The organism is Streptomyces sp. NPDC058231 (assembly GCF_042882275.1).
GTDB lineage: Bacteria > Actinomycetota > Actinomycetes > Streptomycetales > Streptomycetaceae > Streptomyces.
Map to the genome: position 1 here is coordinate 91,817 of NZ_JBHVWN010000012.1, position 24,194 is coordinate 116,010.

Consider the following 24,194-nt stretch of genomic DNA (forward strand, 5'->3'; position numbering starts at 1 on the left):
GCTCCTCCCGCGAGCCGCCACGGAGGCGATCCACGATGACCCAGCACCTCACGACACCGCTCCCACCACATCCGCGCGGCGACGCCTTTCCCGACGCCACGGAGTTCTGGGACCTGGTGTGCCGCCGCGCCGACGCCACCCCCGGCGCCCCGCTCGTCGTCGACCAGGACCGGGCGCGGATGACCTTCGGCCAGTACCGCACGGCCGCCGAACGGGTCGCCGCGGGCCTCGCGGCACGCGGTGTCCGGGCCGGGGACGTGGTGTCCTGGCAGCTGCCCAGCCGTATCGACACGATGCTGCTGACTGCCGCTCTCTGCCGCCTGGGCGCCGTGCAGAACCCGCTCGTCCCCATGCTGCGGGAACCGGACGTGGAGTTCATCTGCCGCCAGGCCGGAACCCGGCTGCTCATCGTGCCCGAACAGTTCCGCGGCTACGGCCACGGGGCGATGGCCGACGCGATAGCCGGCCGTATCGACGGCCTCGACGTCCTGCGCGCCGACGGGGGGCTTCCGGAAGGAGACCCCGCCCACCTGCCCCCGGCGACGGGGCCGGAGGTCCGCTGGCTCTTCTACACCTCGGGCACCACCGCGGAGCCCAAGGGCGCGCGGCACTTCGACAGCGGACTCCTGGCCGCCGCACGTACCTTCTGCGCGGCGCTGGAGCCGTGCCCGGACGATGTCGTGGCCTCCCTCACCCCCATGGCCCACGTCGGGGGAGTGCTGCACGTCCTCGCCGCGCTCCTGTCGGGGGCGGGCCTTGTCATCAGCGACCTCTTCGACCCCGAGGAGACCGCCCGGCTGCTGACCGAGGAGAAGGTCACCATCGGCGGCTCGGGCGTCCCGTTCATCCGCGCCTTCCTCCAGGTCCAGCGGGCGGCGGGACCGGATGCCCGGCTCTTCCCGTACGCGAAGGGCTGGCTGGTCGGAGGTGCCTCACGCACCCCCTCCTTCCACGCACAGGTGCGGGACGAGCTGGGCGGCGTCGGGCTGGTGTCCGGCTACGGGCTCACCGAGTGTCCCTTCCTCAGCTGGGGCCGCCTCGACGACAGTGACCACGAGCACGCCACGGCCGATGGCCGTCCGGGACCCGGAACCGATGTCCGGGTGATCCGTCCCGACGGCGGCGCAGCCGGCCCCGGGGAGCCCGGAGAGCTCCGGGTCAGGGCGCGGCAGCTGATGGCCGGCTATGTGGATCCCGCGCTGGACGCCGATGCCTTCGACGAGTCGGGGTACTTCCGGACCGGGGATCTCGCGGTGCTCGACGAGCGCGGTTACGTCACCATCACCGGACGCATCAAGGATGTGATCATCCGCAACATGGAGAACATCTCCGCGCGGGAGGTGGAGGACGCCCTCGACGGCTGTCCGGGACTGGCCGACGCCGCCGTCGTCGCGGTGCCCGACGAGGTGACGGGGGAGCGGGTCTGCGCCGTCGTCGTAGCGGAAACCGCCGGAAGGGTGCCGGTCCTGGCCGATGTGTGCGAACATCTGCTCTCCCACGGACTGAACAGGCGCAAGCTTCCCGAGCGGCTGGAGTTCGTCGAGGAACTGCCGCGCAACGCGATGGGGAAAGTGATGAAGAACGTCCTGCGCGCCCGCTTCGACACTCACTGATCTGATCCCTGAGTCACCTTTTTGAAGATCGTGTTACGTGTTGCGCCAAGGCGTATGTGGCTGATCGAAAGCGCGCAGGGGCCGTACACTGACGTCTGTGTCATCAGAGGAAACGCTTCGCAGAGCCAGCTACGGCCCCAACAGCCCGCAGATTGGGCGCAAGGGCGCGCGTACCCGCCAGCGCATCATCGACGAGACACTCAGGCTGTTCGAGGCCAAGGGTTTCCACGAGACGCTGGTCGACGAGATCGCCGAACGTTCGGGGGTGTCCCGGGCGACGCTCTACCAGTACTTCGCGAGCAAGGACGAGATCTTCCAGGAGCTGATGGAGGAGTGCGGCGCGGCGCTGCAGCGCGTCGTGCGCCGGCTGGGCCCGCTGGGTCCGACCGAGGAGGGCTTCGACAACCTGCACTGGTGGCTGGGGGAGTGGGCCTGGGTCTTCAGCAGGTACGCCACGATGTTCGCCCAGTGGGAGCGCGTGGCGACCGTGAGCGCCGGTGTCCGCCCACAGGTTGCGACCTTCGCCGAGATCTACTCCCACCGGGTCGCCAAGCGGCTGACCGACTCCGGGGTGACAGGCGTCGACGTGGTCGACGTCGGCACCATCCTGCTGGTGGCCGTGCATCGCTTCAACTACTACCGCTACCGAGGCGCGGTCCCAGGCCTGACCGACCAGCAGTTGCTGGACGGACTCGCCGTCCACGTGCAGCTCGCGCTCTTCCCCGAGACACCGGCCGCGGTTTTCGACGCCATCGCCCTGGACCTCGGTGAGAGCACGGGCGTCGTCAGCTGGCCCGGCCCGTACACGCCGGAGTTCCAGGCCCGGTTCGCCGCGCTCAGTGACCGGGCGCGCGGCACGGTGGACCGGCTCCTCGACGCGGCCTGCCGTGTCTTCAGCGCGTACGGCTACCACATGGCGACAGTCGACGACGTGGTGCGGGAAGCCGGTGTGGCCCGGGGCACCTTCTACAAGTACTTCACCGACAAGCCCGACGCGCTGGCCGCCATCGCGGAGGAGGCGTGGGGCGTTCTGCCGCCCCTGGTCGAGCAGTTCGCCACGCTGAGCCCCGGTGACCACGACGCCCTGCTGGAGTGGATGGGCAGGTACGACCGCACCCGCGTCCGCTACGTCGGCCTGCTGCGGGTCTGGATGGAGGACCAGCCGCTCGACGACCAGGTTCGGGCCATCGGTGCCGAGGTCGGGCGCAGAGCGTCGCTGGCCTTCGCGTCGGTCCTCAACGCGGTCGAGCGGGACCATCCCTTCAACACGACCACGGGCGTCCTGTTCCTGCATGCCCTGCTCGAACGCAGCCTGGACGGGCTGACCGACGAGTCGACGCCGGAGCGCCGGCAGGAGGTCGTCGAACTGCTGACCTGGCTCATCGGGCGCGGGCTGCTGAACGGCCGCGGGCGGGGCTGAGGTTGTGCCCCGCCCGCGGCCCGGGCTCGTTCCCTTCCGGGGCTGTCGGCCCGCCGCGTGCTGAGCAGCGGCGCTCTCAGTACCGCTCGCGCGGCAGCCGCAGCACCCGCTCGGCGATCTGGTTGCGGCTGATCTCCGACGTACCGCCGCCGATGGACAAGCCCCTGCTGTAGAGCAGGTTGTGTACCACTTCGGGCTCGCTGCCGCCCACGGCACCGGGACCCGCGAGGGCGAGGGCCAGTTCGGTGATCCGCTGGGCGTGCTCGGCCGACAGGAGTTTGCCGACATTCCCGTCGGTGCCGTTCTTGAGCCCGGACACCAGGGTCTGCGCGTGCTTCAGATTGAGCAGGGTCATGGCCTCCTCCTCGGCGATCAGCTCGCCCACCCGCTGCCACCACAGCCCACCCGTGGCCCCGTGACGCTGTGCCAGGGAGGCCAGCGCGGCGGCGTCCAGCGAGGTGCCCCCGAGGCCGGTGCCGATGCTCACTCGCTCGTTGCCGATGGTCGCCCGGGCCACGGCCCAGCCCGCGCCCACGTCGCCCACCACATCCTCGTCAGGCACGAACACATCGTCGAGGAACACCTCGTTGAACACACACCCGCCGGTCAGGTCGCGTACCGGCCGGACCAGGACACCGGGCGCGCCGAGGTCGACGACCATCATCGACACCCCCGCGTGCTTGGGCGCGTCGGGGTCCGTGCGCACCGTGAGCAGCCCGCGGTGGCAGCGGTGCGCGTCGCTCGTCCAGGTCTTCTGCCCGTCGACCACCCAGCCCCCGTCCGTCCGCCGGGCCCGGGTCCGCAGAGAGGCCGCGTCGGAACCCGCGCCCGGTTCGCTGAACAGCTGGCAGAACCGCAGTTCCTCACGCAGGGCGGGCCGCACCCAGCGTTCCAGCTGGCCGGGCGTGCCGTGCTGGATCAGCGTCGGCAGGATCCAGCTGCCGATACCGAGGTCCGGGCGGCGCACCCCGCGCAGTTCCTCCTCGATGACCAGCTGCTCCACGGGCCCGGCGTCCCGGCCGAAGGGTTGCGGCCAGTGCGGCACGGCGTACCCGGACTCGACGAGGGCGGCCGGCCGCTCGGGCGCCGGGAGTTCCTCCAGTCGGGTGCGGAAGGCTCGTGCCGCCTCGCGGAAGCCTGCCGCCTCCGCGGGCAGGTTCAGGGCGGGCAGTTCGCCGACGCCGTCCGGGCTCGCCCCGGCCACCTCGGCCGCGGCGTCGCCGCCGAACAGGGTGGCGAGGGCGAGGGCCCGCTTGAGGAAGAGATGGGACTCGTGCTCCCAGGTGTACCCGAGGGCGCCGTGGATCTGGATGCAGAGCTGGGCGCAGCGCACGGCAGCGGGAAATGCCTGGGCGGCGGCCACCGCGGCGGACCGCACTGCCTGGGTCTCGTCGCGGCCGACGGCGCCCCAGGCGGCCGCGGTTGCAAGCTCGGCGTCCACGAGCATGTTCGCGCAGTGGTGCTTGATGGCCTGGAAGGAGCCGATGGGCCGGCCGAACTGCTCCCGGGCGAGCGCGTGGTCGCGGGCGCGCAGCGTACAGGCGTCGGCGATCCCGGCGGCCTCCGCAGCGGCCAGCGCGCGGGCCGTGGCCAGTGCGACGGTCCGAGCGCCGGGCAGCAGTCCGGCGTCGGTGACGGCGACGTCGGCGCACCGCACGGTGGCGACCCGGTGTGCCGGGTCGAGGTCGGAGGCGGTGGAGAGCGCGAGGCCCGGGGCATCGCGTTCCAGTACGAGGAGGTCGTCGCCGGAGGCGAGCAGCAGGAGATCGGCCACGGGGGCGCCGAGCACGGCAGGCACCTCTCCGTCGGCCCGCCCGTCTTCGTGGTTGAGGCTGCCCGCGAGCCCGATGGCGGCGACCAGGGAGCCGGAGGCGAGTGCGGGCAGCCAGCGCCGGCGCTGTTCGGCGGTGCCCGCCCGGGCGATGACGGCCGAGGCGACGACGGTGGGCAGGAAGGGCCCGGGGGCGACAACCCGCCCGAACTCCTCCAGCACGACCGCCGTTTCGGTGAGGCCGAACCCCTGCCCGCCGTATTCCTCGGGCAGGTGCAGCCCCAGCCAGCCCAGCTCATGGAGTTCCGCCCAGTAGGAGGGCAGCGTATCCCGCTCGGCATCCGCCGCGGTCCGTGCGAGGTCCGTACCGCCCCTGGCCTCCAGGAACAAGCGGGCGACGGCCGCCAGGCTTTGGTGGTCCGCGTTGGCTGCAAGCGTTGCCATGGAGTCTCCCGCTATGTCGATGCGCTGGCGACCGAGAATATCTGACGTAGCCGTCATTAGAAACAGATTGCGCCGCACTTGGTGGATCGGTCGCTGACCGGGCAATTCTTCCTGCTGCACAGAGGGTTGTCAGCGTCCCTCCGCTCGGTTACGTTTCTCGCGCTTCGCCAATCTGTCGCTCTGTATCCCAATCGCCCCGGAGTGGCCGACCGGAGGAATCCGGTGGCCGACGCCGCGGTCGGAACCCTCGCCGTGTTCCCCCGGCAGCGCATCAGGACCTCTCTCCCACCGCGTTCGGCCTCTCTCCCGCCGCGTACCGCAGGAATGGAACGAGAATGACGTCGATACCCGAAGTCACCCCCAGCGTCTCCCCGCCCCCGTCCCCGTCCCCGTACCGGGAGTTGATCGGTGTCCGGCTCGACCGGCTCCCGCACGGCCGGTTCCGCACCCTGGTCATGATCTGCTCGTGCGTCGCCTTCATCTTCGAGATCGGCGACCAGGGCGCGATGGGAATCACCGCGAGCACGATCAGGGAGCACTTCGGCACGAATCTCACCGGAGTGGCGTTCGCCGTCTCCGCGATGTACCTCGGCCTGCTGGTCGGTTCCCTCGTGGCGGGCCAGAGCGACCGGTTCGGCCGACGCGCCCTGCTGAGCTGGGGGATGGGGGGCATGGCGGTCTTCTCCGGCCTCAGCGCCGCGTCCACGAGCCTGGTCATGTTCGTGGGCATGCGACTTCTCGCCGGCATCGGGCTCGGCGTCACCTACATCACCTTGATCGTTTACATCTCCGAGGTGATCCCGGCCCGGCGGCGCGCCATGGTGATCGGGATGGGTGTCGGCTGCGGCACCTTGGGCAACATCGGCCTCACCCACCTGGGAGAGGCCGTGGTGCCCGGGAGTGAGAACGGCTGGCGTCTCATCTTCCTCATGGGGCTGATCGGTCTGGCTGCTGTCCCCCTCTTCCACAGGCTTCCCGAGTCCCCGCGCTGGCTGTCCGCGCAGGGCAGGGACGGCGAGGCTGAGGCGATCGTGCGGAAGCTGGAGAACGAGGCGGAGTCCCGGCGCGGCGCACCGCTCCCGCCGCCCGTGCCTCCCCTGGAGGTTACGAAGAACTCCATTGCCCCGGCCGACGACACCGGATCGCTCTTCCGGGGCAAACTGCTGGTCGCCATAGTGATGTCCGTGATCATCTGGATCGGCTTCTCCGTCGGCCAGCAGCTGATGAACACCTGGAGCCCGATCATCCTCAACCTGCGCGGATTCACCGTCCAGGAGTCGCTCTCCATGCAGTCCACGGTCCTCATCGGCGCACTGCTCGGCTCGGTGCTCGCGATGCTGATCGGCGACCGCCTGCCACGCCGGGTCGGGATCATGGTCTTCGCCTCCGTCGCGGCCGTATCCATCGCCGTGTTCGGCCTGGCGGGCAACCACACCGTCATCGTTCTCGCCGGCGCGACCGTGCAGTTCACCGTGGGTATCAACACCGCATTGGTCAACACCTTCGTCGCCGAGCGTTTCCCGACCCCGCTGCGCGCCCGAGGCACCGGTTTCGGCTACTCCGTGGGCCGGATGACCAATGTTCTGGCCCCTTTCACCATCGCGGCGGTCCTGGAGGCACTCGGCTACAAGGCGGCGGCCTGGGGCGGCTTCCTCGCCTGGGGTCTGATCGCCGTGGTGGTGCTCATCCTCGGCGGACGCCGTCGGCAGGCGCCGCAGGACACGTGACGGCAGTTCACCCTGTCGGCCCGAACACGTACCGGCAAGCACTGGCAAGGAGTCATCATGCCCGGTCCCCTGCGGGGAACACGCGTCGTCGAATTCGCCGGCCTGGGGCCGGGCCCCTTCGCCGGCCTGCTCCTGGCCGACCTGGGAGCCGAGATCGTCAGGATCGACCGGATACCCCGCCCGGGCGCCTCCGGCGACACTCCCCTCAACCCCGTTCAGCGCGGCCGCCGTTCCCTGGCCGTCGACCTCAAGAACCCGAGGGCCGTCGGGGCGGTCCTGCGCCTGATCGCCTCGGCCGACGCCGTGATCGAGGGCTTCCGGCCCGGTGTGATGGAGCGCCTCGGGATCGGACCCGAGGTGTGCCTCGCCCGGCAGCCGGCACTCGTCTACGGCAGGGCAACCGGGTGGGGACAGAGCGGTCCGCAGGCACATCTCGCCGGTCACGACATCAACTACCTTGCTCTGTCCGGAGCGCTCGACCCCATCGGCCGGCGCGACACGGGCCCTGTCCCCCCGGTCAATCTTCTCGGTGACTACGGTGCCGGCGGCCTCTATCTCGCCCTCGGGGTCGTCGCCGCCCTGCTGGAGGCTCGCGGCTCCGGGCAGGGGCAGGTCGTCGACGCGGCGATCGTCGACGGTGCGGCCCATATGACCACCACGCTTCAGTGGAAGCGCTCCATCGGCACCTGGAACGCTGAGCGGGGCACCAACACCCTCGACACCGGAGCGCACTTCTACGACGTATACGAGACCTCCGACGGCCGCCACGTCTCGATCGGGGCGCTCGAACCGCAGTTCTACGCACGGCTGCGGGACGTCATGGAACTCACCGCACCCGAGTGGGACGACCCGCGCGACGAGACGCGCTGGCCGGAACTGACCGTGCGACTGGCGGAGTTGTTCCGAACCCGGACCCGGGGCGAGTGGTGCGCCCGGTTCGCCGGTCACGACGCCTGTTTCGCACCGGTCCTGACCCTCGACGAGGCCCCGGCGCACGAGCACAACGCGGTCCGCAACACCTTTGTCGAGCGGGACGGAGTGGTGCAGCCGAACCCTGCGCCGCGGCTGTCCCGAACCCCCGGTGAGATCGGCTGCCCACCGCCCGAGCCCGGAGCGGACACGGAGACCGTGCTGCGCGGTGCCGGGTTCGGTGCCGAGGAGATCGCCGTGTTGCGCAAGGAGGGCGCGGTCCACTGAGCGGTGGGCGGCACCTGCCCGGTGAGGCGGGTGCTGCCCACCGCTAAGGAGCCGGGGCACGTCAGGACTCGGGTACGCATCCGTAGCGGCGGGCCAGCTCCTCGCTGCCCCGGGCCAGCAGGGTCACGTCGGCGCCCACCAGGACGAAGCGCGCTCCCGCGGTGATGTAGCGACGGGCGAAGACCTCGTCGAAGGCGTTGACCCCCGCGGCCGTCCCGCACGAGGCGATCACTCCGAGCGCCTTCTCGATGGTCTCCACCACCTCCGGATGCTGGGGCGCGCCCAGATGCCCCATCGACGCCGCCAGGTCGGCCGGCCCGATGAACACGGCGTCGACACCCGGGACCGTGGCGATCTCCTTCAACTGCCGGATACCTTCGGGAGATTCGACCTGCACGGTGACGGTCACCCGCTCGTCGGCCGTTGCAAGGTAGTCGGCGTCCCGGTTCCACTGGGAGGCCCGTGCCAGCGCGCTGCCCACGCCTCGGATCCCGTCCGGGGGGTAACGGGTGGCGGACACGATGGCGGCGGCCTCGTCGGCCGACTCCACCAAGGGCACCATCAGGTTGCGCACGCCGATGTCCAGCAGGCGCTTGATGCCGGCGGGATCCGCGTCGACGGGCCGAACGACAACCTCGGGCGAAGAAGCGGCCAGCGCCTGCAACTGTGCCAGCGTGGAACGCAGATCGTTGGGGGCGTGCTCCATGTCGAGCATCAGCCAGTCGAGTCCGGCGCCCGCGCAGATTTCCGCGACATACGGGTCGCCGGTGGCGAGCCACATGCCGATCTGCGGCCGGTCGGCGGAGAGCAGGTCGGCCCAACGGCTGGCGGTCATCATGATTCCTTTCGAGATCGCCTCCGACTACACTCATGACTGACATGTATGTCACTGTATTCGGAGGGAATGAGCGAGTAGAGCGCTGAAAGTCTGCCCACCTCATGCGGCGGAGCGCAAGGTTCTGACAGACATGTTCATCGTGCAGGGGGTGGTCCGGAGTCTCGGAGCGCGCCGTCGCGGGCCGGTGTGCGGCGCGAACCCGAAAGGCCCGTCGGATGCCCCGGCACGGGTCTTCCCCCGAACGGTGAGAGGAACTGAACCGATCATGGCCGTATCCGGCACTCCGGACAGCGCAGCCGACGGGACGCGAGATGTTGCCGCGCTGGTGCTGCGGACCGTACTCGGGCCGATGCTCATCGCCCACGGCTGGAACAAGGCCGCCGGTGCCGGCGGGCTCGACGGCACCACGGGGTGGTTCCGCAGCCTGGGGCTCGAACCCGCCCGCGTGCACGCTCGGATGGCTGCGGGCACCGAACTCGCGGCCGGCGCGGCCCTGACCGCCGGGGCGGGCGGCCCGCTCCCGGCCGCCGCGGTGGTCGGCCTGATGGCCGTGGCAGCGCGAACGGACCACCGGGGCAAGGGCTTCTTCGTCTTCAAGGGCGGCTGGGAGTACACCGGTGTGGTCGCCGGCGCCTCCGTGGCCTTGGCCGCGCTGGGCAGCGGTCGCTGGTCCGTCGACCGGCTGCTCGGGCGCGGAGAAGGTGGCGGAACGCGCTCGGCGCTGACCGCCCTCGGCCTTGGCGGCGCCGCCGCTGCGGCGCTGCTCGCCGCCTGCTACCGACCGGTCGCCGAGGACGCGAAGGCCGATGCCCCCACTGGGGCAGGGGCGGCCTGAGCGGCTGCCGCGGCCGGCGGCGCGCTCAGCACGGGTGGACGACCCGTCCGTTCCGCAGGACCAGTGCCACCTGTCCCGCCGACGGTGCGGCCAGGGCTTCGCGGAGGGGGACGGACAGCAGGCACAGATCGGCGCGGAGGCCCGGTGCGACATGGCGCGCCGGGCCTCCGGGGTCGTGCGGAGGCGACAGGAAGCCGTCCAGCGCGATGCGCGGGGCGACCCGCTCGGCGGCTGAGAGGACCCGGCCCGACGGTGTGCGGCGGGTGCTCGCGGCGGCCATCGTGGCCCAGGGGTCCGGGTCGCCGTACGGAGCATCGCTGGACGCGGCCACCGGAATGCCGTGCGCGAGCAGCGAGGCATACGGGTACAGGTGGCGGGCGTCCACGGGGTCGACGTCGCGGAGGTAGTCGTCGCCCCGACCGGTGAGGAGCGTGGGCTGCGTGACGACACGTACGCCGCAGTCGGCCAGCATCGGGTACACCTCGGGCGGCACCACGGCGCCGTGCTCGATCCGGTCGCCCGGGTGCGAGCCTGCCGACCGCAGCGCCACAAGCGTCAGGAGCAGGGACTCCCGGGTCACGCAGTGCACCGCCACCGCCCTCCCTGCCCGGTGGGTGGACGCGATGCGCCCGATGAGCGTGTCCAGGGCGGGCAGGTCGTGATCCCGCAGATGAATCTTGAAGGGCGCGCTGCCGTCGGCCCTCCCCATGAGGTGGAGCGCCTGGGGGAGTGCGCCGGAGGCGGTCGCGTCGTGCAGTAGCCGCAGCGCTCCGGCGTCGATGTCGGGGGTCGCGTCGGTCACCCCGGTGATGCCGTAGGAGGCGAGCCGGGCGCCCACCGGCCGGAGGTCGGGCGAAGCGGTCGGCAGAGCGGGGCGCAGCCGGGCGTCGTACCGCCACAGCCGTCCGGTGGGGACTCCGGCGGCGTCGCGCTCGACGTCGGAGGTGTCGTCCAGGACGTGCGCGACCGCCTGCAGCGCGGGGGAGTTGAGGATCCACAGGGCCCCGCTGCGGTGCTGAATCCGCACCGGGTGGTCCGGGACCAGCCGGTCCAGCAGGTGCCGGTCGGGTAGGCCGGCGACCGACTCGGCGTAACCGGTACCGCGCAGCCAGCCGCCGGCCGGCAGCTTCCGGACCGCTGTGCGCAGCGCGGTGGCCAGGGAGTCGAGGCAGGCGACGGACGGCGGGCCGCAGTCGACCGATCCGGCGCGCGCGGCCAGCGCGAGCAAGTGGATGTGGTGGTCATGCAGCCCGGGCAGCAGCGCCCCGCCCCGGGCGTCATGGACCTCCTCCCCGTCCCGGGGCCGCAGCCGGGGGCCCACGTCGGTGACGTGCGTTCCCCCGACGCGGACGTCGCGGAGCGCCCCGTCGAGCTCCACGCGCGTGAGGAGCATCCCGGTGACGGTCATGCCATGTCTCCTGCATACGCGGCGTTGTCGGCGCCGAGACCACGCGCCCGGCCGTGCGGGGTCCGAGCGCGAGGGTTGCGCACCGGAAAGCGGGCGTGCTCGGTCTCCACCCGCCAGGTGCCGTCGGGGCACCGGCTGACGGTGTGCGGCTCGGGGCCGGGTGCGGTGCCGGCCGCGAGAGCGACCTCGCGCATCGCGAGGTCGATGAGCCGGCCGTGTCCCTCGCGCAGAGCCGCGGCTGTGGCGGCCGCCGCGGCCACTCCGGTGAGGGGGTCTGCCAGGGCGTCCCCGCAGGGCAACGGCGAACCGGTTTCCGGGTCATGGACGACCAGCCCCGCGGCGGCTGCCACGTCGTCGCCGAAGCCGACCCGATCGGACCAGGGGCCGGTGCGGCCGTACGCGGTGATGCTGGTCCAGACGGTCCCGCGGGCGACGGCCTCCTCCGCGAGCACGCCCATCCTGCGCAGGGCTCGTGGGCGGGACGACTCCAGAACCACGTCGGCCCGTTCGACCAGGCGCAGCAACGCATCCCGGCCCCGGGACGAGGTCAGGTCCAGGCAGACCGAGGCATGCCCGGCGTGCAGCAGGTCGTAGAAGGCGCTGGAGCCCGAGCGCGCACCGTCGGGACGGTCCGGGCTCTCCACCTTGACGACCCGGGCGCCCGCGAGCCCCAGGAGATGCGCGCACAACGGGCCCGCCCACAGTGCGCTGAGGTCGACGACGAGAGGCGGCAGACCTGGAGCCCGGCGTGGGCCGCCTGTCACCGCACGGCAGAGTGAGCGGTGGGCGGTTTGTTCGTCCTTGGCCTCGCCCGGCGACCTCGGTATCACGCTGGCCGGGATTCCAAGGAGCTGGGCGCGCCCTACGGCGTCCGCGGCTCGTTCTCCGGCGGCCCAGGCGGCCACCGCCGCCCAGGGTTCGCCGGGATCGCCGTCCTCGACCAGCGCGGGAACCAGTTCGAGGTCCGTCGGGCGGGACAGCGACATGCCGATCGGGCCATCCACGCAGGGCAGGATCCGGAATGAACCGCCGACCGACCAGGGCGCACGTCGCCCGAAGCCGGCCAGTACGGACCGTTCGCCGAGCAGTTCCGGCCCGGGCAGCCCGTCGACATCCAGTCCGGTGTGCGCCGCGAACGCGGCCAGTGCCCTGCGCACGGCGCCGGCCGGATTGCCTGGCGAGGCCAGCGGTGGTCCCCCGGCCTGCCCGGTCAGTGCCATGCCGCCGCAGGCGGCCCAGGCCGCCAGCGGGCTCTCAGCTGTGGTCCGCAAGGTCGTCCACCAGCCCCCAGCCCCGTGCCGTCATCGCGTCCAGACGGTGGCCGGTCAGTGCCAGCCACGCTGTGCGCGGGCGGCCGATCCGTCGGGTGATACCGACCGTGCCGCCCGCACCGGGTATCAATCCCATCGCAAGTTCGGGAAGTTGGAAGAAGGTATCCGGGTGGGCGGTGATCCGGGTGGCGAACGCGGGCACCTCGATCCCGGCTCCCACGCACGCCCCGTGCAGTCGGACGTGCACCCGTTCGCGACAGCGGTCGACGGCCGCGCCCGCGCTCTGCCGCAGCCGCAGGACGTGTGCCGTCGCCGGGTCGGCCGCGGTGCCGAACTCGTCCAGGTCGCCGCCGCTGCAGAAGGAAGGGCCGCGCCCGGACAGGTGTACAGCGGTGACCGATTCGTCCAGCCGGGCGATCTCCAGCGCCTCCACCAGGCCGTCGCGCAGGGCGGCGCTGAACGCGTTGTGCCGCTGAGGCCGGTTGAGTTCGATCCGCAGCAGTCCGCCGTCGCGGTGGACGAGCACGGGATCATCCGTCGGAGGGATGGGGCGCCGGGGCCGACCGGTCCTCCAGGCGGCGAATTCGGGGCCGGCCAGCAGCGTCGAGTAGGCGGCCGACTCCGCGGCCAGACCCTCGGAGACCGGCAGCCGTTCGGTCACCCGCAGGAGGCCGGCCAGGGTCAACGCGGCGAGTGGAGCGCGCCGTACGGACTGCGACAGTCGATCGGCAGCCTCGTCCGCGTCGGCGACGGGGACGTAGGTCCGGGGATCGGCGCCGTGCGGTGCAAGCCCCTCCAGCAGTGCGCAGTCGAGCGACGCGAACAGCGGGGCGGCTGACGCGGGGAGTGGCCCCCGGCCGACGCCCACCAGGATCCGGCCGCTGTCGCGGATGGCGTGAAGCACCTGCCCGAAGGCTCCCGGGTCGCTCAAGTCGACCAGGGCCAGGGCGTTCTCCGGACGGCCGTGTGCGTCCAGGACCAACGGGGCCAGAGCGTCGTCGAGCCGGGCTGCTCGCACCACGTCAGACGCCCGCAGTACAGGAACGACGCGTGGCGGCAAGGAACGGGATGAGCCGCTCGCAGGGGTACCTCACGTCGCCGGCCGGGCCCGGCGCCCGCTTCCTGTCGCGCGGTCCGCAGTTCACATGTCCTCCTGGGCGGGGCTTCCATCGCCGTCGTCGTTGCCGCTCAGCCCGTTCAGTCGCAGGCCAAAGCCATTACCTCATCAAGTACACGCAGGAATCCAGCCCCGGCGCTCCCGGGTGCGAGGACGGGCACCCGGCGGCGGACCGCTCACGGGGCGGCGAGGGGGCGTCTCCGTCGAAGCCCTCCGCCACGATCGAGAGTGCTTTCTGAAGCACTTCGGCACCGCTGCGCGGCGAGGAGCGGTTCCCCCGCGAATCGGTCGCGGAAGTCCCACCGCCGCTGCGGCCCGATGTCCCTGCTCAGGCGGTGTCCGGGAGGTCCCAGGTGTCGGGGAGATCGAACAGGCGCTGCGCCCGGCGTTCGTTCTCCTGCCGGAGAGCGGTGACCCACAGGGGGTCGTCCTCGCGCGGCAGGTAGGGGCAGACGGCGCGGTGCGCGATGCGGCATCGGGTGCCGGGAAGCGGTTCGGCGTCCCACAGGTTCATCGCCTTGCCGTCAGGGGTGAGGATCCAGCGCCGGCGCGGGGGCACAGTGTGGGCGGCGACGACGATGCGGGGTTCGAGGAGTACCCAGTGCCCGGTGTAGTGGGCGGGGTAGCGGTCTTGTGAGAGGCCGCAGTGCGGACAGTCGGGTGGCGCGGGCGGTGGTTGGGCGGTGGCGCCTTCCAGGGCGGCTTGCAGTGCGTCGTCGGGGTGGTCCGGGCAGGGTGTGGTGTTCTCGGTGTCCCCCATGCTTCACAGGGTCGGGACCTGCCGAAAGGGCGGGTAGGGCGCGATCTGGCCGTATCTGGTGGGGGAGAGCTGCCCGGGTGGGACGCGGGGCGGCACATGGGGTGCACGGGCCATCGGCCGTAACGCGAGGCCGTGGCCGGGTCACACGGACGGCAGCGCCCCGTACCAGCAGTGTTCGTGGTCTCACAGTCCAGGAATCCCACTCTGCGGGCAGCCGTGCAGCTACCGCTCGACCCAGAACCCAGCCGGCCGTAGACGCCACGGTCAGCACCGCATACCAGCAGGTGGGGACTCCACCGAGTCGAACAGGTACACCCCGCTAGGCAGGGAGCAGTCCCGGCCCCCCCGGGAGGGTCTCCACGGTCTGGTCGCGGGTCAGCGAGGTCGAACAGGCTGTGAGTGTCGGCCACTTCCAGCACGGCTCCGCTATCGCCTGTGAGGCTCAGTCGACCCCGAAAGACAATCCGACCGCCGAAAGCGTCAGTGGCTGCCGCAATGCCCCTGTCCGTCGGGGGCGTTGCCGGAACCGGTCCTCTGCCGCCGACCCGCCCGTCTTCCACGAAGGACTCGGGCGGGCCGCGCGGGTGGAATCCCTAGGCGAAAGCAGGTACGGCGCGCACCGCACCGAGTACGGCCACTATCTCGTCGCCCCTGGTCTTCGCGTCGCCGAAGAGCATGGCGGCGTTCTCACGGAAGAAGAGCGGGTTCTGCACCCCCGCGTACCCGCTCGCCATCGAGCGCTTGAAGACGACGACGTTCGTGGCCTCCCAGACCCGCAGCACCGGCATGCCGGCGATCGGGCTGTCCGGGTCCTCGGTGGCGGCCGGGTTGACGGTGTCGTTGGCGCCGATGACAAGGACGACGTCGGTGTCGGCGAAGTCGTCGTTGATCTCGTCCATCTCCAGCACGATGTCGTAGGGCACCTTCGCCTCGGCGAGCAGCACGTTCATGTGGCCCGGCAGACGGCCGGCAACGGGATGGATTCCGAACCGCACGTCGACGCCCCGGTCCCGCAGGATCCGGGTCAACTCGGCGACCGGGTACTGCGCCTGGGCCACCGCCATGCCGTAGCCTGGCGTGATCACCACCCGGGAGGCGCCGGCCAGCAGCGCGGCGGTCTCGTCCACGGAGACCTCCCGGTGCTCTCCCTGCTCGCCGTCGTTCCCACCCCCGGGTGCCTCGATTCCGAAGCCGCCGGCGATGACGGAGACGAAGGAGCGGTTCATCGCCTTGCACATGATGTAGGACAGGTAGGCGCCCGACGAGCCGACCAGCGCGCCGGTGACGATGAGCAAGTCGTTGTCGAGCAGGAACCCGCTCGCCACCGCTGCCCAGCCGGAGTAGCTGTTGAGCATCGAGACCACGACGGGCATGTCGCCGCCACCGATCGAGGCGACCAGGTGCCAGCCGAAGAGGAGCGCGATCACGGTCACCGCAATGATCGACCAGAGGGCCGGGTGGATCACGAAGAGGACGGTGAGGATCACGAAGGCGAACAGCGAGACCAGGTTGAGGATGTTCTTCCCGGGCAGCACCAGCGGGGCGGACTTGATCTTCGCGCTCAGCTTGAGGTTGGCCACGATCGAGCCGGTGAAGGTGACGGCGCCGATGAAGATGCCGATGAAGACTTCGGCGTGGTGGATGCGCAGAAGGGAGCCGGCGAAGCCGCCGAGGCCCTGGTGTTCGACCTCGATGTAGGAGGCCCAGCCGACCAGGACGGCGGCGAGGCCCACGAACGAATGCAACATCGCGATCAGTTCGGGCATGGCGGTCATCCGCACGATGCGGGCGCGCCACAGGCCGATGGCGCCGCCGACGACGATCGAGGTGGCGAGGACGAGCACGGTCGTACCCCGCACCGAGCTGTCGTGGACGGTCGGACCGATGGTGGCGGCGAGGGCGACGGCCATGCCGACCACGCCGTACGTCCAGCCCTGCCGGGCCGTCTCGTGCTTGCTCAGGCCCGCCAGGGAGAGAATGAAGAGCAGTGTGGCGACGAGGTACGCCGCAGTGGCGATCGAGGCTGCGGTCACGTCAGTTCCCCTTGCTGAACATGGCGAGCATGCGGCGGGTCACCGCGAAGCCGCCGAAGATGTTGACGGAAGCGAGCAGGATCGCGATCCCGGCCAGCACCTGGATCAGGTGTACGCCGAGCCCGACCTGAACCAGCGCGCCGACGACGATGACGCCGGAGATGGCGTTGGTGACGCTCATCAAGGGCGTGTGCAGCGCATGGTGGACCTTGCCGATGACGTAGTAGCCGATGACGACGGCCAGGGTGAGGACGGTGAAGTCCTGCGGGATCGGCGCGGGGGCGAACGCGATCACGAGCCACAGCAGCGCGATCCCGGTGAGGACCAGCGCGAGCTTCGCGGCCGCCCGCAGTGGCTTCTTCTCCGCCCCCGCCCCCGCCGCAGCCGCCTTCGCCGGTACGACCGCGGTGGCTGCACTGACCTGGACCGGGGGCGGCGGCCAGAGCTTCTCGCCCCGCCCGGCCCCGGTGGAGCGGACGACCGTGATGCCGCGCTGAACGGCGTCGTCGAGGTCGAGGACGACATTGCCGTCCTTCCGCGGCGTGAGCAGCTTGAGCAGGTTGACCAGATTCGTGCCGTACAGCTGGCTGGCCTGGGTGGGCAGGCGGCCGGCCAGGTCGCTGTAGCCGAGGATGGTCACGCCGTTGTCGGTGACGATCTTCCGGCCCGCGACGCTGTTCTCGACGTTGCCGCCCTGGGCGGCGGCCATGTCGACGATCACCGTGCCGGCCTTCATCGAGGCGACGTCGGCGGCCGTGATCAGCCTGGGCGCCGGGCGCCCGGGGATGAGCGCGGTGGTGATGACGATGTCGACGTCGGCGGCCTGAGCGGAGTAGAGCTTGGCGGCGGCCTCGTTGTAGCGGTCCGAGGTGGCCTTGGCGTAGCCGTCGCCGGACCGCTGGGCCTCCTCCTCGACGACGACCGGGAGGTACTCGCCGCCCAGCGACTTCACCTGGTCTGCCACCTCGGGGCGTGGGTCGGTGGCGCGTACGACGGCGCCGAGGCTCGAAGCGGCGCCTATCGCCGCCAGGCCTGCGACGCCGGCCCCGGCCACCAGCACCTTCGCCGGTGGCACCTTTCCCGCAGCGGTCACCTGGCCGGTGAAGAAGCGGCCGAACTCGTGGGCTGCCTCGACCACCGCGCGGTAGCCGGCGATGTTGGCCATGCTCGACAGGACGTCCAGGGACTGGGCACGGCTGATGCGCGGCACGGCGTCCATGGCCAGCACGGTGATGTCCCGTTCAACCAGGGCGTCCACGAGCTCGGGGTTGAGTGACGGGGCCAGCGTCGAGACCAGGTAGGCGCCGTCCTTCGGCCTGTCGACGTCGCCGGGGGAGGGTCCGTTGACGCGCAGGACGATGTCCGCGCCCCACGCGTCCTCGGCGGTGCCGACGGTGGCCCCGGCCTCGGTGTACTTGGCGTCGGTGAAGGCGGAGAGCTCGCCGGCCCCGGCCTCGATCACCAACTCGTAGCCAAGGGCGATGAGTTGTCTGACGGTCGCGGGTGTCGCGGCCACACGGGTCTCCCCGGCCGGCTCGCGGGTCACTCCGATGAGCATGGGAGGTCTCCTTCAGAACGTGGACCACTGTGCACGGATGGTGACATGGCAGAGGTCCGGTGCCGACCGGTCTCCCGGGGCGGCACCAGACCTCGTTCAGGCGCGGACAAGTACAGCAGGAGCGGGTTGATGATCACGCCCGTCGAGCGGTGGATCGCCGTCGGCTCGGCGACTGTCAGGCCCGTCGACGCACCTGCCGCCTTCAGCTCGGCGACCGCCGGACCGAGGAGACAGTTATCGACGAGGCAGAGCCCGATCGAGTAGATGAGATTGTGCACCTCGAGCGAGCCGGTCGGGGTGTTTCGCGTCGTGAAAGTCCCAGGGAACGAGGCCGGGGTCCTTCGGGGCGATCCGCCTCGCGCCGTCCGCGTGGCCGAGTTCGAAGTGTGCAGCCATGTGACGGGTGCGGGCAAGGGGCTCGGCTGCGCTTGCCGTCGCCCCGTCCCGATCCGGGGGCACCCTGGCACCGCGCGCACCGCCGACGACCTGGAGCGCCTCGCGTCCGAACTATCCGGCGACAGAGTCAGGTTGCTGATTCCACCCGCGTCCGGGGCGGCCGACTCGGACGCCGTACGACGGCGGTCGACCGGATCACGGAGTGGACGGGCCGGCTCGACGCTGTGATCAACTGCGTCGGCGTCGGTCCCCACTTCACCCAGAGCGAGACGGTCACCGACGAGGCGTCGCGGCAGGTCCTCGACGCAACCGCCGGCGCAGCGTGCCGGCACGCAGGACGACGGTGATGAACTGGGGCGCACCATCAGTGCATCGACCAGCCACATGGCCGCAGAAATACGCCCACTTCAGAAGTGCGCCTCGCGCCCGTCCGATGGCCTTTCCACGTGGGGAGATCCATCGAGCAGGTTTGGGGGCACCCCCGAGCAGGAGGTGGCCGTTTTCAAGGAGCGTCATCATCCGATGCGAGCGGAGGCGGGGCGCCATGCGGTCGATCGAACTCCGTTTGAGTGGAGCTGACTTGGGCTGATATCTACGCCGGTCTACCGGGCCCGGAAGATCAGCCCCAGGATCCGCTCCGCTCGCGCCCTGACCTGCGGATCGGGATGCGCCGGCGCTGTCGCGAACAGCGCCGCGAGCAAGGCGCGGAGTGGGCTGGAAACGGTCGTGAACTGCGCTTCGAGTGTCATGTGTAAGTCCGGCCGGTCGCGTCAGAGGCCATGGCGACGCGGTAGTCCAGGCCCGCCTCGTTCGCGGTGGCGTCTTGTGCGGACAGGTGCGAGCCGTGGGTGGCGGCCAGGGCGATGTCGTCATCGATCGTGCCATGGGGCCACGCTCTCACCTGCGCCTACGCCACCTTCAACTTTTCCCCACCAGCCATGCCGCCGAACCGCTCTATAGGTGCTGGCCGCATGTGTGGGCGTGAGGGCAACCTGCCCTGTGCGCCTGTCCCGTACCGGTATAGTAATGACGGTATAGTTATTGGTTACGTGAGAAGGTCGTCGCATGATCGAGATCCTGAACCCCACCCTGCTGACCCGAGCGAAGGACTCAGGCGCCCTGGTCGCCGAGATCCTGCAGTCACTGAAGGGCCGTGCCGCGGCCGGCACGAACCTTCTGGACATCGACCGGTGGGCGAAGGACATGATCGTCGAGGCCGGAGCGGAGTCCTGCTACGTCAACTACGCACCCTCCTTCGGACGCGGCCCGTTCGGCCACTACATCTGCACCGCCGTCAACGACGCCGTACTCCACGGACTCCCTCACGACTACGCGCTTGCCGACGGCGATCTACTCACGCTCGACCTCGCCGTCTCCCTGAAGGGTGTCGCCGCGGACTCCGCCATCAGCTTCATCGTGGGTGACACACAGCCCCCGGAGAGCGTCGCCCTGATCCGTACGACCGAAATCGCGCTGGCCGCGGGCATCGCCGCCGCCGGACCCGGGGCCCGCATCGGCGATATCTCGCACGCCATCGGCACGGTCCTCAGCAAGGCGGGCTACCCGATCAACACCGAGTTCGGCGGTCACGGCATCGGAACGACGATGCACCAGGACCCACACGTAGCGAATACCGGCCGGCCCGGCCGCGGCTACAAACTACGACCCGGACTCCTGCTCGCACTGGAGCCGTGGGTCATGGCGGACACCGCCGAACTCGTCACCGACGCCGACGGCTGGACACTCCGCAGCGCCACAGGCTGCCGCACGGCACACAGCGAGCACACGATCGCGATCACGGACGACGGCGCCGAAATCCTCACACTGACCAAGTAGGCGCTGCTGTGGGGCCGAAGCCCAGGAACGCTCGGCCAGCTCCCGGCGAAGAACCGGAGAGCTCGCCGCGCAGCTGGACGAGTCCTTCGCTCAGGGCGGCCACGTCGTTCTTGCCGGCGGCCTGGCCACCCTTGCGGCAGATGACCAGGAGCGTTCCGCTGGGCTGGAGTGTCCTCGGATGGCTCCGGGTCGCACAGGTGACGGGGCTGAGGTTGACACCGCTCCTCGGGCCGGGCAGAGCGGAGTGGAACCGCCTCGCCTCGATGCGACCTGCGGGGTCAGCTGGCGAGCAGAGTGTCGAGCCAGTCGAAGGTGCGCTGGGAGAACAGGAGCAGCGCGCCTCTGGCGCAGGCGCTCCACGCCGCAGTGACCGCACCGCGGCGGGCGGCGGCCCGCGTGACGCTGCAGGGCGGGATCGACCGCGGCGAACTCTCACCTGCGACGATGGTTACGTCAGCGCGGCATCCAGCACCGCATCGCGAGGAAGGGAGTCGAGTCCTCACAGCGACTGGGCCGCCACCGCTGGACCGTCGAACGCACCATGGCCTGGCTCGCCGACTGCCGTCGGCTCCACCGACGCTACGAGCGCAAAGCCGAGCACTTCCTCGCCTTCACGAGCATCGCCTGCACCCTCATTTGCTACCGCAGGCTCACCAATTGAGATGACTTCTTAAGCGCGAGATTACTCAATTCCACGTCGCATTGTTGGGAAACTCGTAGATCAGTGACGCTGGCGCTTGGGAGCGCGGCTAGAATTGCCAGACGTGCAAGCGCCGTGGCGAGATCGTCCTGCGCTAGTTCGTGACCATCCTCCTGCTGTAGTGACAGGAGCTGTAGAGATTCCCCCTCAATTTTCATGTCCGCGCGCGCAACGAATCTTTCCCCGATCAACAGCGGCATGGCATAATAACCGTACTTGCGCTTGGCTGCCGGTTTGTACGCCTCCAGTGAATGATCCATTGAAAAAAGGCGCCGTAGACGCGGTCGATACCAGATGAGATTGTCGAATGGGCCGATGAATTGCGGACCGGTAGGAGCACAAGGAGAGCTCGGCGCGTCCGGGTAGACCCACGCGGGCTCGCTCCACTCCTCAACCTCCACGGCCTCCAAAGGGGTATCCTGCAATGCCATCATGACGCGGGCTTTGCTGATGCGTAGGTAGTCGGCCAGGTCATCTGCAGTCGCGACTCCCAAGACCGCTCCCGCTTTCGTCAGCAGCTGAGCAACCCCGGCCTGGTCTTCAATGTCGTCAGTGAAGTGCTGAGCTGGCACTACCCTCTCTGCAAGATCGAAGCGCCGCTGCCAGCCCTGCCTTCGCACGCAGATGAGGTCGCCGGTCCATAGGAGGTATTCGATGGCGGTCTTGGTAGGGCTCCAGTCCCAACCTTGGCCTGCTTGCTCATTGCCGCGTAGCTCCCGCATGCTGAGTGGGCCGTGCTTCTCGATGGTGTTCAGCAGGCGCTCTTGCAGTGTCTTTTCAGGCCGCCATTCCAGGTTGGCAGATCGGGTGTGGCGACGACGGAAGGACCAAAGAGGCCAATCGGTGAGCGGCAGGAGTGAGGCGGCGTGGGCCATGTATTCGAATGCGATGGGGTTTTCCTGCCCCCAAAGCTCACTGTCGATGTCATTACGGTTCGCCACCGAGATGCGCGCTCCCAGAGTGAGCTGATGAGCCCGGCTGACCACGTTGATCGCGTCAAGCTGGACGACCGCGAGGCGCTCTAGTGTCTGTACGACGTCTCGATAGCCACAGCAGATGCCAGCGCCGTGGATAGCAATCTGCCGCGCCTCAGCCAGGGAAAGGTGCTGCGGCGGCCGCCCCGTCCGATGCGTCATAGGTTCTCCCGTGGTGGAACTGCTGCGAGTTCGAAGTGAGTCCAGGCGGGCATGTAACCAGCGGCGGTCCAGAAGCCGGCTGGCCCGTCTCCTCCATTGAGATGGTGAGTATAGAGAGATAAGGCAAGTCCTAACTGATGGTTTCAGAATGAGGTTCGGAGTCGTCTCAAGCAGATGACGCGGTACCCGGACGGGACGGCGGACGGGTCGAGGGTGCTGAGTCCGGCGGTGGTCAGGCGGGTGTTGCCCGCGATGCGGTCGAGCAGGTGGTCGACGCGCTGCCGCAGCTCCGACAGCTGCGGGGCGGTGTTCAGGGTGTCCATGCGGCCGGTCTCGGAGAGCTGCGTTGCCGAGATGCGCACCTGGGTTCTTCCCCACAGCCAGCTCGGCCGCTACGTCGACCGCACCCTCGCCGCCCTTGACCAGCCACAGCAGCCTGCACCCGAGGACCGGGCAAAGCTCCGCGAGCAGTACGGGCAAGTACTACGCCGCTGGGGCCTGCTCGACGAGGTGAACGACCCGCAGGCCGCCGAGCGGTTCGCCGTCACGGACCTGCTGGCCGTCCCGACCTGCCGCCCCGGACCGAGCAGCAGCCTGGCTCTTTACACGAGAACCGTGAATAAGGCCAGCGCGGTGACGCCTGGAGCTGACCATGCCACGGATTGTCAAACAGTTGGTCTCCCAGCGTCAAAGCCCGTCCTGTGCTGCGCTGCCATGGTCGGAATGTCGGGTCGTCAGGACCGGACACTGGAGTAACAGGAGGAACCATGTCAGCACTCCGCGCCCGTCGACTCGTAACGGGAGCAACAGGCCTGATCCTTGCCCTCGGTGGCGTCGTCGCCGCCACCGGCACCGCGCAGGCTGCGGCGAACGGAACACAATCGGGCGACGGCTGGGAAGAAATCACGTATTACGCGAGCGCGGGTGGTCGCTGCGAGGGAGTAATCGAGTACGCGAATAGTTACGCGTATGGTTTGTATACTAATGCCGGTGTCGCCGTCGGCTGCACTTTCTGGATTGAGCGCTCCGCCGACGGCGGTTACACATGGCCCAGCGTTTACTACTCTCACTCCGTTAGCTCTCACAACGTCTACTCAACCGGAAGCGTCCTGGACAGTTCGGCCTACGTGGCTCGGGTCTGTTTTCACTTCAATGTCAGTGGAGCAGCGCGCCATTGCAGCCTGTTGATCTGAACGGGTAGGGGAATTGGGCCTTCTCGGCAGTCCAGGCCAACATCTGTGGGCAAGGATGTCGGCCTGCCACCGGACGCTGGTGCCCGGTGGTGGCATCGGCTTCGAGGTGAGACCACCACCGGGCACGTCCAGCGTGCCACGGGGCGCTGACATCTCGGAGCCTTGCCGGACCAGCCGGTGAGGAGCCGCCCGTGCACGGCGAGACGATTGGCTCCTACCTGAACCGGCTCGCCGACGCCAACCACGTCACCATCGGGCAGCTCTCGACCCTGATCAGCCCCACGCGACAGCACCGCCGTGACGACAACCGAGTCGGCTACTGGACCCCTGCGGGACTGCGGCGGCTTGCCGCCCTGACCAGCCGGAGCCCGTCCTTCCTGATCCACGCAATGCCCCCGCCAGGCACGATCGGCGATCCCGTCCGGTGGCTGCCGCTGTCAGCCACCGAGGACGTCATCGAGCCGCGGCGCCGCCCAGCCTGCCCGTCTCTGCATGGCCCGCCGCCACATCCGCGGGCTCGTCATCCGCAGCACCCACACCATGAAGGCGTCTGCCCTTGGCGCCACCGCTTGCTCCTCGGGGACGAACAGCATGCCCTCACGCAGCTGCCCGAGGTGCTCCGCGCCAACCGCCAGCACCAGCGGATCGTCCGCCGCGGCATCCATCCCTCCACCGCGCCGGCCTACGCCGATGCGCGAGACCGCCTGCGCAAGTACTTCACCACCGAGGCCAGCGACCCGCCGCTTCGGCGGAGGTGGAGCCATCGGCTCGACATACTGGGCGAAGACCTCTTCGGCGATCCCCACCGTCCGTCCCACGCGCGGATCGAGACTGGCCACCTATCTCGAAGCTGTCGTTCTCACCGGCCCGTTCGCCTCGCCGCACTGGCGAGACCACCCCCAACTGCCCACCGAAGCGGCACGGCGACTCGGCATCGCATC

General features: G+C 69.9%; 21 protein-coding genes and 1 pseudogene. 9 read left to right on the forward strand and 13 right to left on the reverse strand.

The features are described from left to right. Window positions 1-35: 35 nt before the first annotated feature. A complete protein-coding gene (locus ACFVXE_RS11715; RefSeq protein ID WP_389670871.1) occupies window positions 36-1,613 on the forward strand; it encodes an AMP-binding protein in 1,578 nt (525 codons plus the stop codon). Between the two features lie 97 nt (window positions 1,614-1,710). Then, window positions 1,711-3,033 (forward strand): TetR/AcrR family transcriptional regulator, encoded by a 1,323-nt coding sequence (locus ACFVXE_RS11720; protein WP_389670872.1) that lies wholly within the window; start codon window positions 1,711-1,713, stop codon window positions 3,031-3,033. A gap of 76 nt (window positions 3,034-3,109) precedes the next feature. Here ACFVXE_RS11720 and ACFVXE_RS11725 read toward each other — a convergent pair whose 3' ends face one another. After that, window positions 3,110-5,248: an acyl-CoA dehydrogenase gene (locus ACFVXE_RS11725; RefSeq protein WP_389670873.1), complete on the reverse strand. Its 2,139-nt coding sequence runs from the start codon at window positions 5,246-5,248 to the stop codon at window positions 3,110-3,112. A gap of 335 nt (window positions 5,249-5,583) precedes the next feature. On the opposite strand from ACFVXE_RS11725, the gene ACFVXE_RS11730 reads away from it, so the two are divergent. Beyond that, window positions 5,584-6,975, forward strand: a complete 1,392-nt coding sequence (locus tag ACFVXE_RS11730; RefSeq protein WP_389670874.1) for an MFS transporter — start codon at window positions 5,584-5,586, stop codon at window positions 6,973-6,975. Window positions 6,976-7,032: 57 nt separating this feature from the next. Further along, entirely contained in the window at window positions 7,033-8,172 is a 1,140-nt protein-coding gene (locus tag ACFVXE_RS11735; RefSeq protein WP_389670875.1) for a CaiB/BaiF CoA transferase family protein, read from the forward strand. A 61-nt stretch (window positions 8,173-8,233) separates the two neighbouring features. On the opposite strand, the gene ACFVXE_RS11740 is transcribed toward ACFVXE_RS11735, so the two are convergent. After that, on the reverse strand, window positions 8,234-9,007 hold the full coding sequence (locus ACFVXE_RS11740) for an aldolase/citrate lyase family protein (protein ID WP_389670876.1): 774 nt from the start codon (window positions 9,005-9,007) through the stop codon (window positions 8,234-8,236). Window positions 9,008-9,275: 268 nt separating this feature from the next. Here ACFVXE_RS11740 and ACFVXE_RS11745 point away from each other — a divergent pair, with 268 nt between their 5' ends. Beyond that, window positions 9,276-9,845, forward strand: coding sequence for a DoxX family protein (locus ACFVXE_RS11745; protein WP_389670877.1), 570 nt, complete (start codon window positions 9,276-9,278; stop codon window positions 9,843-9,845). Between the two features lie 25 nt (window positions 9,846-9,870). On the opposite strand, the gene ACFVXE_RS11750 is transcribed toward ACFVXE_RS11745, so the two are convergent. From ACFVXE_RS11750 to ACFVXE_RS11785, 8 genes are all read right to left on the reverse strand, one after another. Continuing rightward, a complete protein-coding gene (locus tag ACFVXE_RS11750) occupies window positions 9,871-11,253 on the reverse strand; it encodes an amidohydrolase family protein (protein WP_389670878.1) in 1,383 nt (460 codons plus the stop codon). Next, window positions 11,250-12,524 carry a CoA transferase gene (locus ACFVXE_RS11755; RefSeq protein WP_389670879.1) on the reverse strand — a complete coding sequence of 425 codons (1,275 nt, stop codon included), beginning with the start codon at window positions 12,522-12,524 and terminating at the stop codon, window positions 11,250-11,252. The genes ACFVXE_RS11750 and ACFVXE_RS11755 overlap by 4 nt, the downstream gene beginning before the upstream one ends. Continuing rightward, complete coding sequence (locus tag ACFVXE_RS11760; RefSeq protein ID WP_389670880.1) at window positions 12,508-13,545, reverse strand: enoyl-CoA hydratase/isomerase family protein; 1,038 nt, start codon at window positions 13,543-13,545, stop codon at window positions 12,508-12,510. The genes ACFVXE_RS11755 and ACFVXE_RS11760 overlap by 17 nt, the downstream gene beginning before the upstream one ends. A 424-nt stretch (window positions 13,546-13,969) precedes the next feature. Further along, window positions 13,970-14,401 carry a DUF6083 domain-containing protein gene (locus ACFVXE_RS11765; RefSeq protein WP_389670881.1) on the reverse strand — a complete coding sequence of 144 codons (432 nt, stop codon included), beginning with the start codon at window positions 14,399-14,401 and terminating at the stop codon, window positions 13,970-13,972. Between the two features lie 593 nt (window positions 14,402-14,994). Further along, the gene (pntB, locus tag ACFVXE_RS11770; protein ID WP_389670882.1) at window positions 14,995-16,434 is read right to left on the reverse strand and encodes a Re/Si-specific NAD(P)(+) transhydrogenase subunit beta; all 1,440 of its coding nucleotides are present in this window, start codon (window positions 16,432-16,434) and stop codon (window positions 14,995-14,997) included. Between the two features lies 1 nt (window position 16,435). Then, complete coding sequence (locus ACFVXE_RS11775) at window positions 16,436-17,992, reverse strand: Re/Si-specific NAD(P)(+) transhydrogenase subunit alpha (RefSeq protein ID WP_389670883.1); 1,557 nt, start codon at window positions 17,990-17,992, stop codon at window positions 16,436-16,438. A gap of 998 nt (window positions 17,993-18,990) precedes the next feature. After that, complete coding sequence (locus ACFVXE_RS11780; protein WP_389670884.1) at window positions 18,991-19,137, reverse strand: hypothetical protein; 147 nt, start codon at window positions 19,135-19,137, stop codon at window positions 18,991-18,993. Beyond that, complete coding sequence (locus ACFVXE_RS11785) at window positions 19,134-19,289, reverse strand: hypothetical protein (protein WP_389670885.1); 156 nt, start codon at window positions 19,287-19,289, stop codon at window positions 19,134-19,136. Before ACFVXE_RS11785 ends, ACFVXE_RS11780 begins: the two co-directional genes overlap by 4 nt. A gap of 164 nt (window positions 19,290-19,453) precedes the next feature. Here ACFVXE_RS11785 and map point away from each other — a divergent pair, with 164 nt between their 5' ends. Next, a complete protein-coding gene (gene map, locus ACFVXE_RS11790) occupies window positions 19,454-20,224 on the forward strand; it encodes a type I methionyl aminopeptidase (RefSeq protein WP_389670886.1) in 771 nt (256 codons plus the stop codon). Between the two features lie 439 nt (window positions 20,225-20,663). Continuing rightward, a pseudogene (locus tag ACFVXE_RS11795) lies at window positions 20,664-20,885 on the forward strand (transposase); the annotation flags it as partial. On the opposite strand, the gene ACFVXE_RS11800 reads toward ACFVXE_RS11795, so the two are convergent. Together ACFVXE_RS11800 and ACFVXE_RS11805 are read right to left on the reverse strand one after the other, a co-directional pair. Next, the gene (locus ACFVXE_RS11800) at window positions 20,864-22,060 is read right to left on the reverse strand and encodes a winged helix-turn-helix domain-containing protein (RefSeq protein ID WP_389670887.1); all 1,197 of its coding nucleotides are present in this window, start codon (window positions 22,058-22,060) and stop codon (window positions 20,864-20,866) included. The pseudogene ACFVXE_RS11795 and the gene ACFVXE_RS11800 overlap by 22 nt on opposite strands. Before the next feature lie 143 nt (window positions 22,061-22,203). Further along, window positions 22,204-22,422, reverse strand: a complete 219-nt coding sequence (locus ACFVXE_RS11805) for a hypothetical protein (protein ID WP_389670889.1) — start codon at window positions 22,420-22,422, stop codon at window positions 22,204-22,206. Between ACFVXE_RS11805 and ACFVXE_RS11810 the strand changes: the two genes are divergently transcribed. After that, a complete protein-coding gene (locus tag ACFVXE_RS11810) occupies window positions 22,415-22,816 on the forward strand; it encodes a hypothetical protein (RefSeq protein ID WP_389670890.1) in 402 nt (133 codons plus the stop codon). The genes ACFVXE_RS11805 and ACFVXE_RS11810 overlap by 8 nt on opposite strands. Window positions 22,817-22,827: 11 nt before the next feature. After that, window positions 22,828-23,253: a hypothetical protein gene (locus tag ACFVXE_RS11815; protein WP_389670891.1), complete on the forward strand. Its 426-nt coding sequence runs from the start codon at window positions 22,828-22,830 to the stop codon at window positions 23,251-23,253. 437 nt (window positions 23,254-23,690) lie between these two features. On the opposite strand, the gene ACFVXE_RS11820 is transcribed toward ACFVXE_RS11815, so the two are convergent. Further along, window positions 23,691-24,092 (reverse strand): hypothetical protein, encoded by a 402-nt coding sequence (locus ACFVXE_RS11820; protein WP_389670892.1) that lies wholly within the window; start codon window positions 24,090-24,092, stop codon window positions 23,691-23,693. Window positions 24,093-24,194: the final 102 nt, after the last annotated feature.

What these genes read in the sequence shown, in the direction of transcription:
- ACFVXE_RS11715 (WP_389670871.1), top strand. Translation starts at nt 36, where the DNA reads ATGACCCAGCACCTCACGACACCGCTCCCACCACATCCGCGCGGCGAC.
- ACFVXE_RS11725 (WP_389670873.1), bottom strand. Translation starts at nt 5,248, where the DNA reads ATGGCAACGCTTGCAGCCAACGCGGACCACCAAAGCCTGGCGGCCGTC.
- ACFVXE_RS11730 (WP_389670874.1), top strand. Translation starts at nt 5,584, where the DNA reads ATGACGTCGATACCCGAAGTCACCCCCAGCGTCTCCCCGCCCCCGTCC.
- ACFVXE_RS11735 (WP_389670875.1), top strand. Translation starts at nt 7,033, where the DNA reads ATGCCCGGTCCCCTGCGGGGAACACGCGTCGTCGAATTCGCCGGCCTG.
- ACFVXE_RS11740 (WP_389670876.1), bottom strand. Translation starts at nt 9,007, where the DNA reads ATGACCGCCAGCCGTTGGGCCGACCTGCTCTCCGCCGACCGGCCGCAG.
- ACFVXE_RS11745 (WP_389670877.1), top strand. Translation starts at nt 9,276, where the DNA reads ATGGCCGTATCCGGCACTCCGGACAGCGCAGCCGACGGGACGCGAGAT.
- ACFVXE_RS11750 (WP_389670878.1), bottom strand. Translation starts at nt 11,253, where the DNA reads ATGACCGTCACCGGGATGCTCCTCACGCGCGTGGAGCTCGACGGGGCG.
- ACFVXE_RS11765 (WP_389670881.1), bottom strand. Translation starts at nt 14,401, where the DNA reads ATGGGGGACACCGAGAACACCACACCCTGCCCGGACCACCCCGACGAC.
- ACFVXE_RS11775 (WP_389670883.1), bottom strand. Translation starts at nt 17,992, where the DNA reads ATGCTCATCGGAGTGACCCGCGAGCCGGCCGGGGAGACCCGTGTGGCC.
- ACFVXE_RS11780 (WP_389670884.1), bottom strand. Translation starts at nt 19,137, where the DNA reads ATGACACTCGAAGCGCAGTTCACGACCGTTTCCAGCCCACTCCGCGCC.
- map (WP_389670886.1), top strand. Translation starts at nt 19,454, where the DNA reads ATGATCGAGATCCTGAACCCCACCCTGCTGACCCGAGCGAAGGACTCA.
- ACFVXE_RS11800 (WP_389670887.1), bottom strand. Translation starts at nt 22,060, where the DNA reads ATGACGCATCGGACGGGGCGGCCGCCGCAGCACCTTTCCCTGGCTGAG.
- ACFVXE_RS11810 (WP_389670890.1), top strand. Translation starts at nt 22,415, where the DNA reads ATGCGCACCTGGGTTCTTCCCCACAGCCAGCTCGGCCGCTACGTCGAC.
- ACFVXE_RS11815 (WP_389670891.1), top strand. Translation starts at nt 22,828, where the DNA reads ATGTCAGCACTCCGCGCCCGTCGACTCGTAACGGGAGCAACAGGCCTG.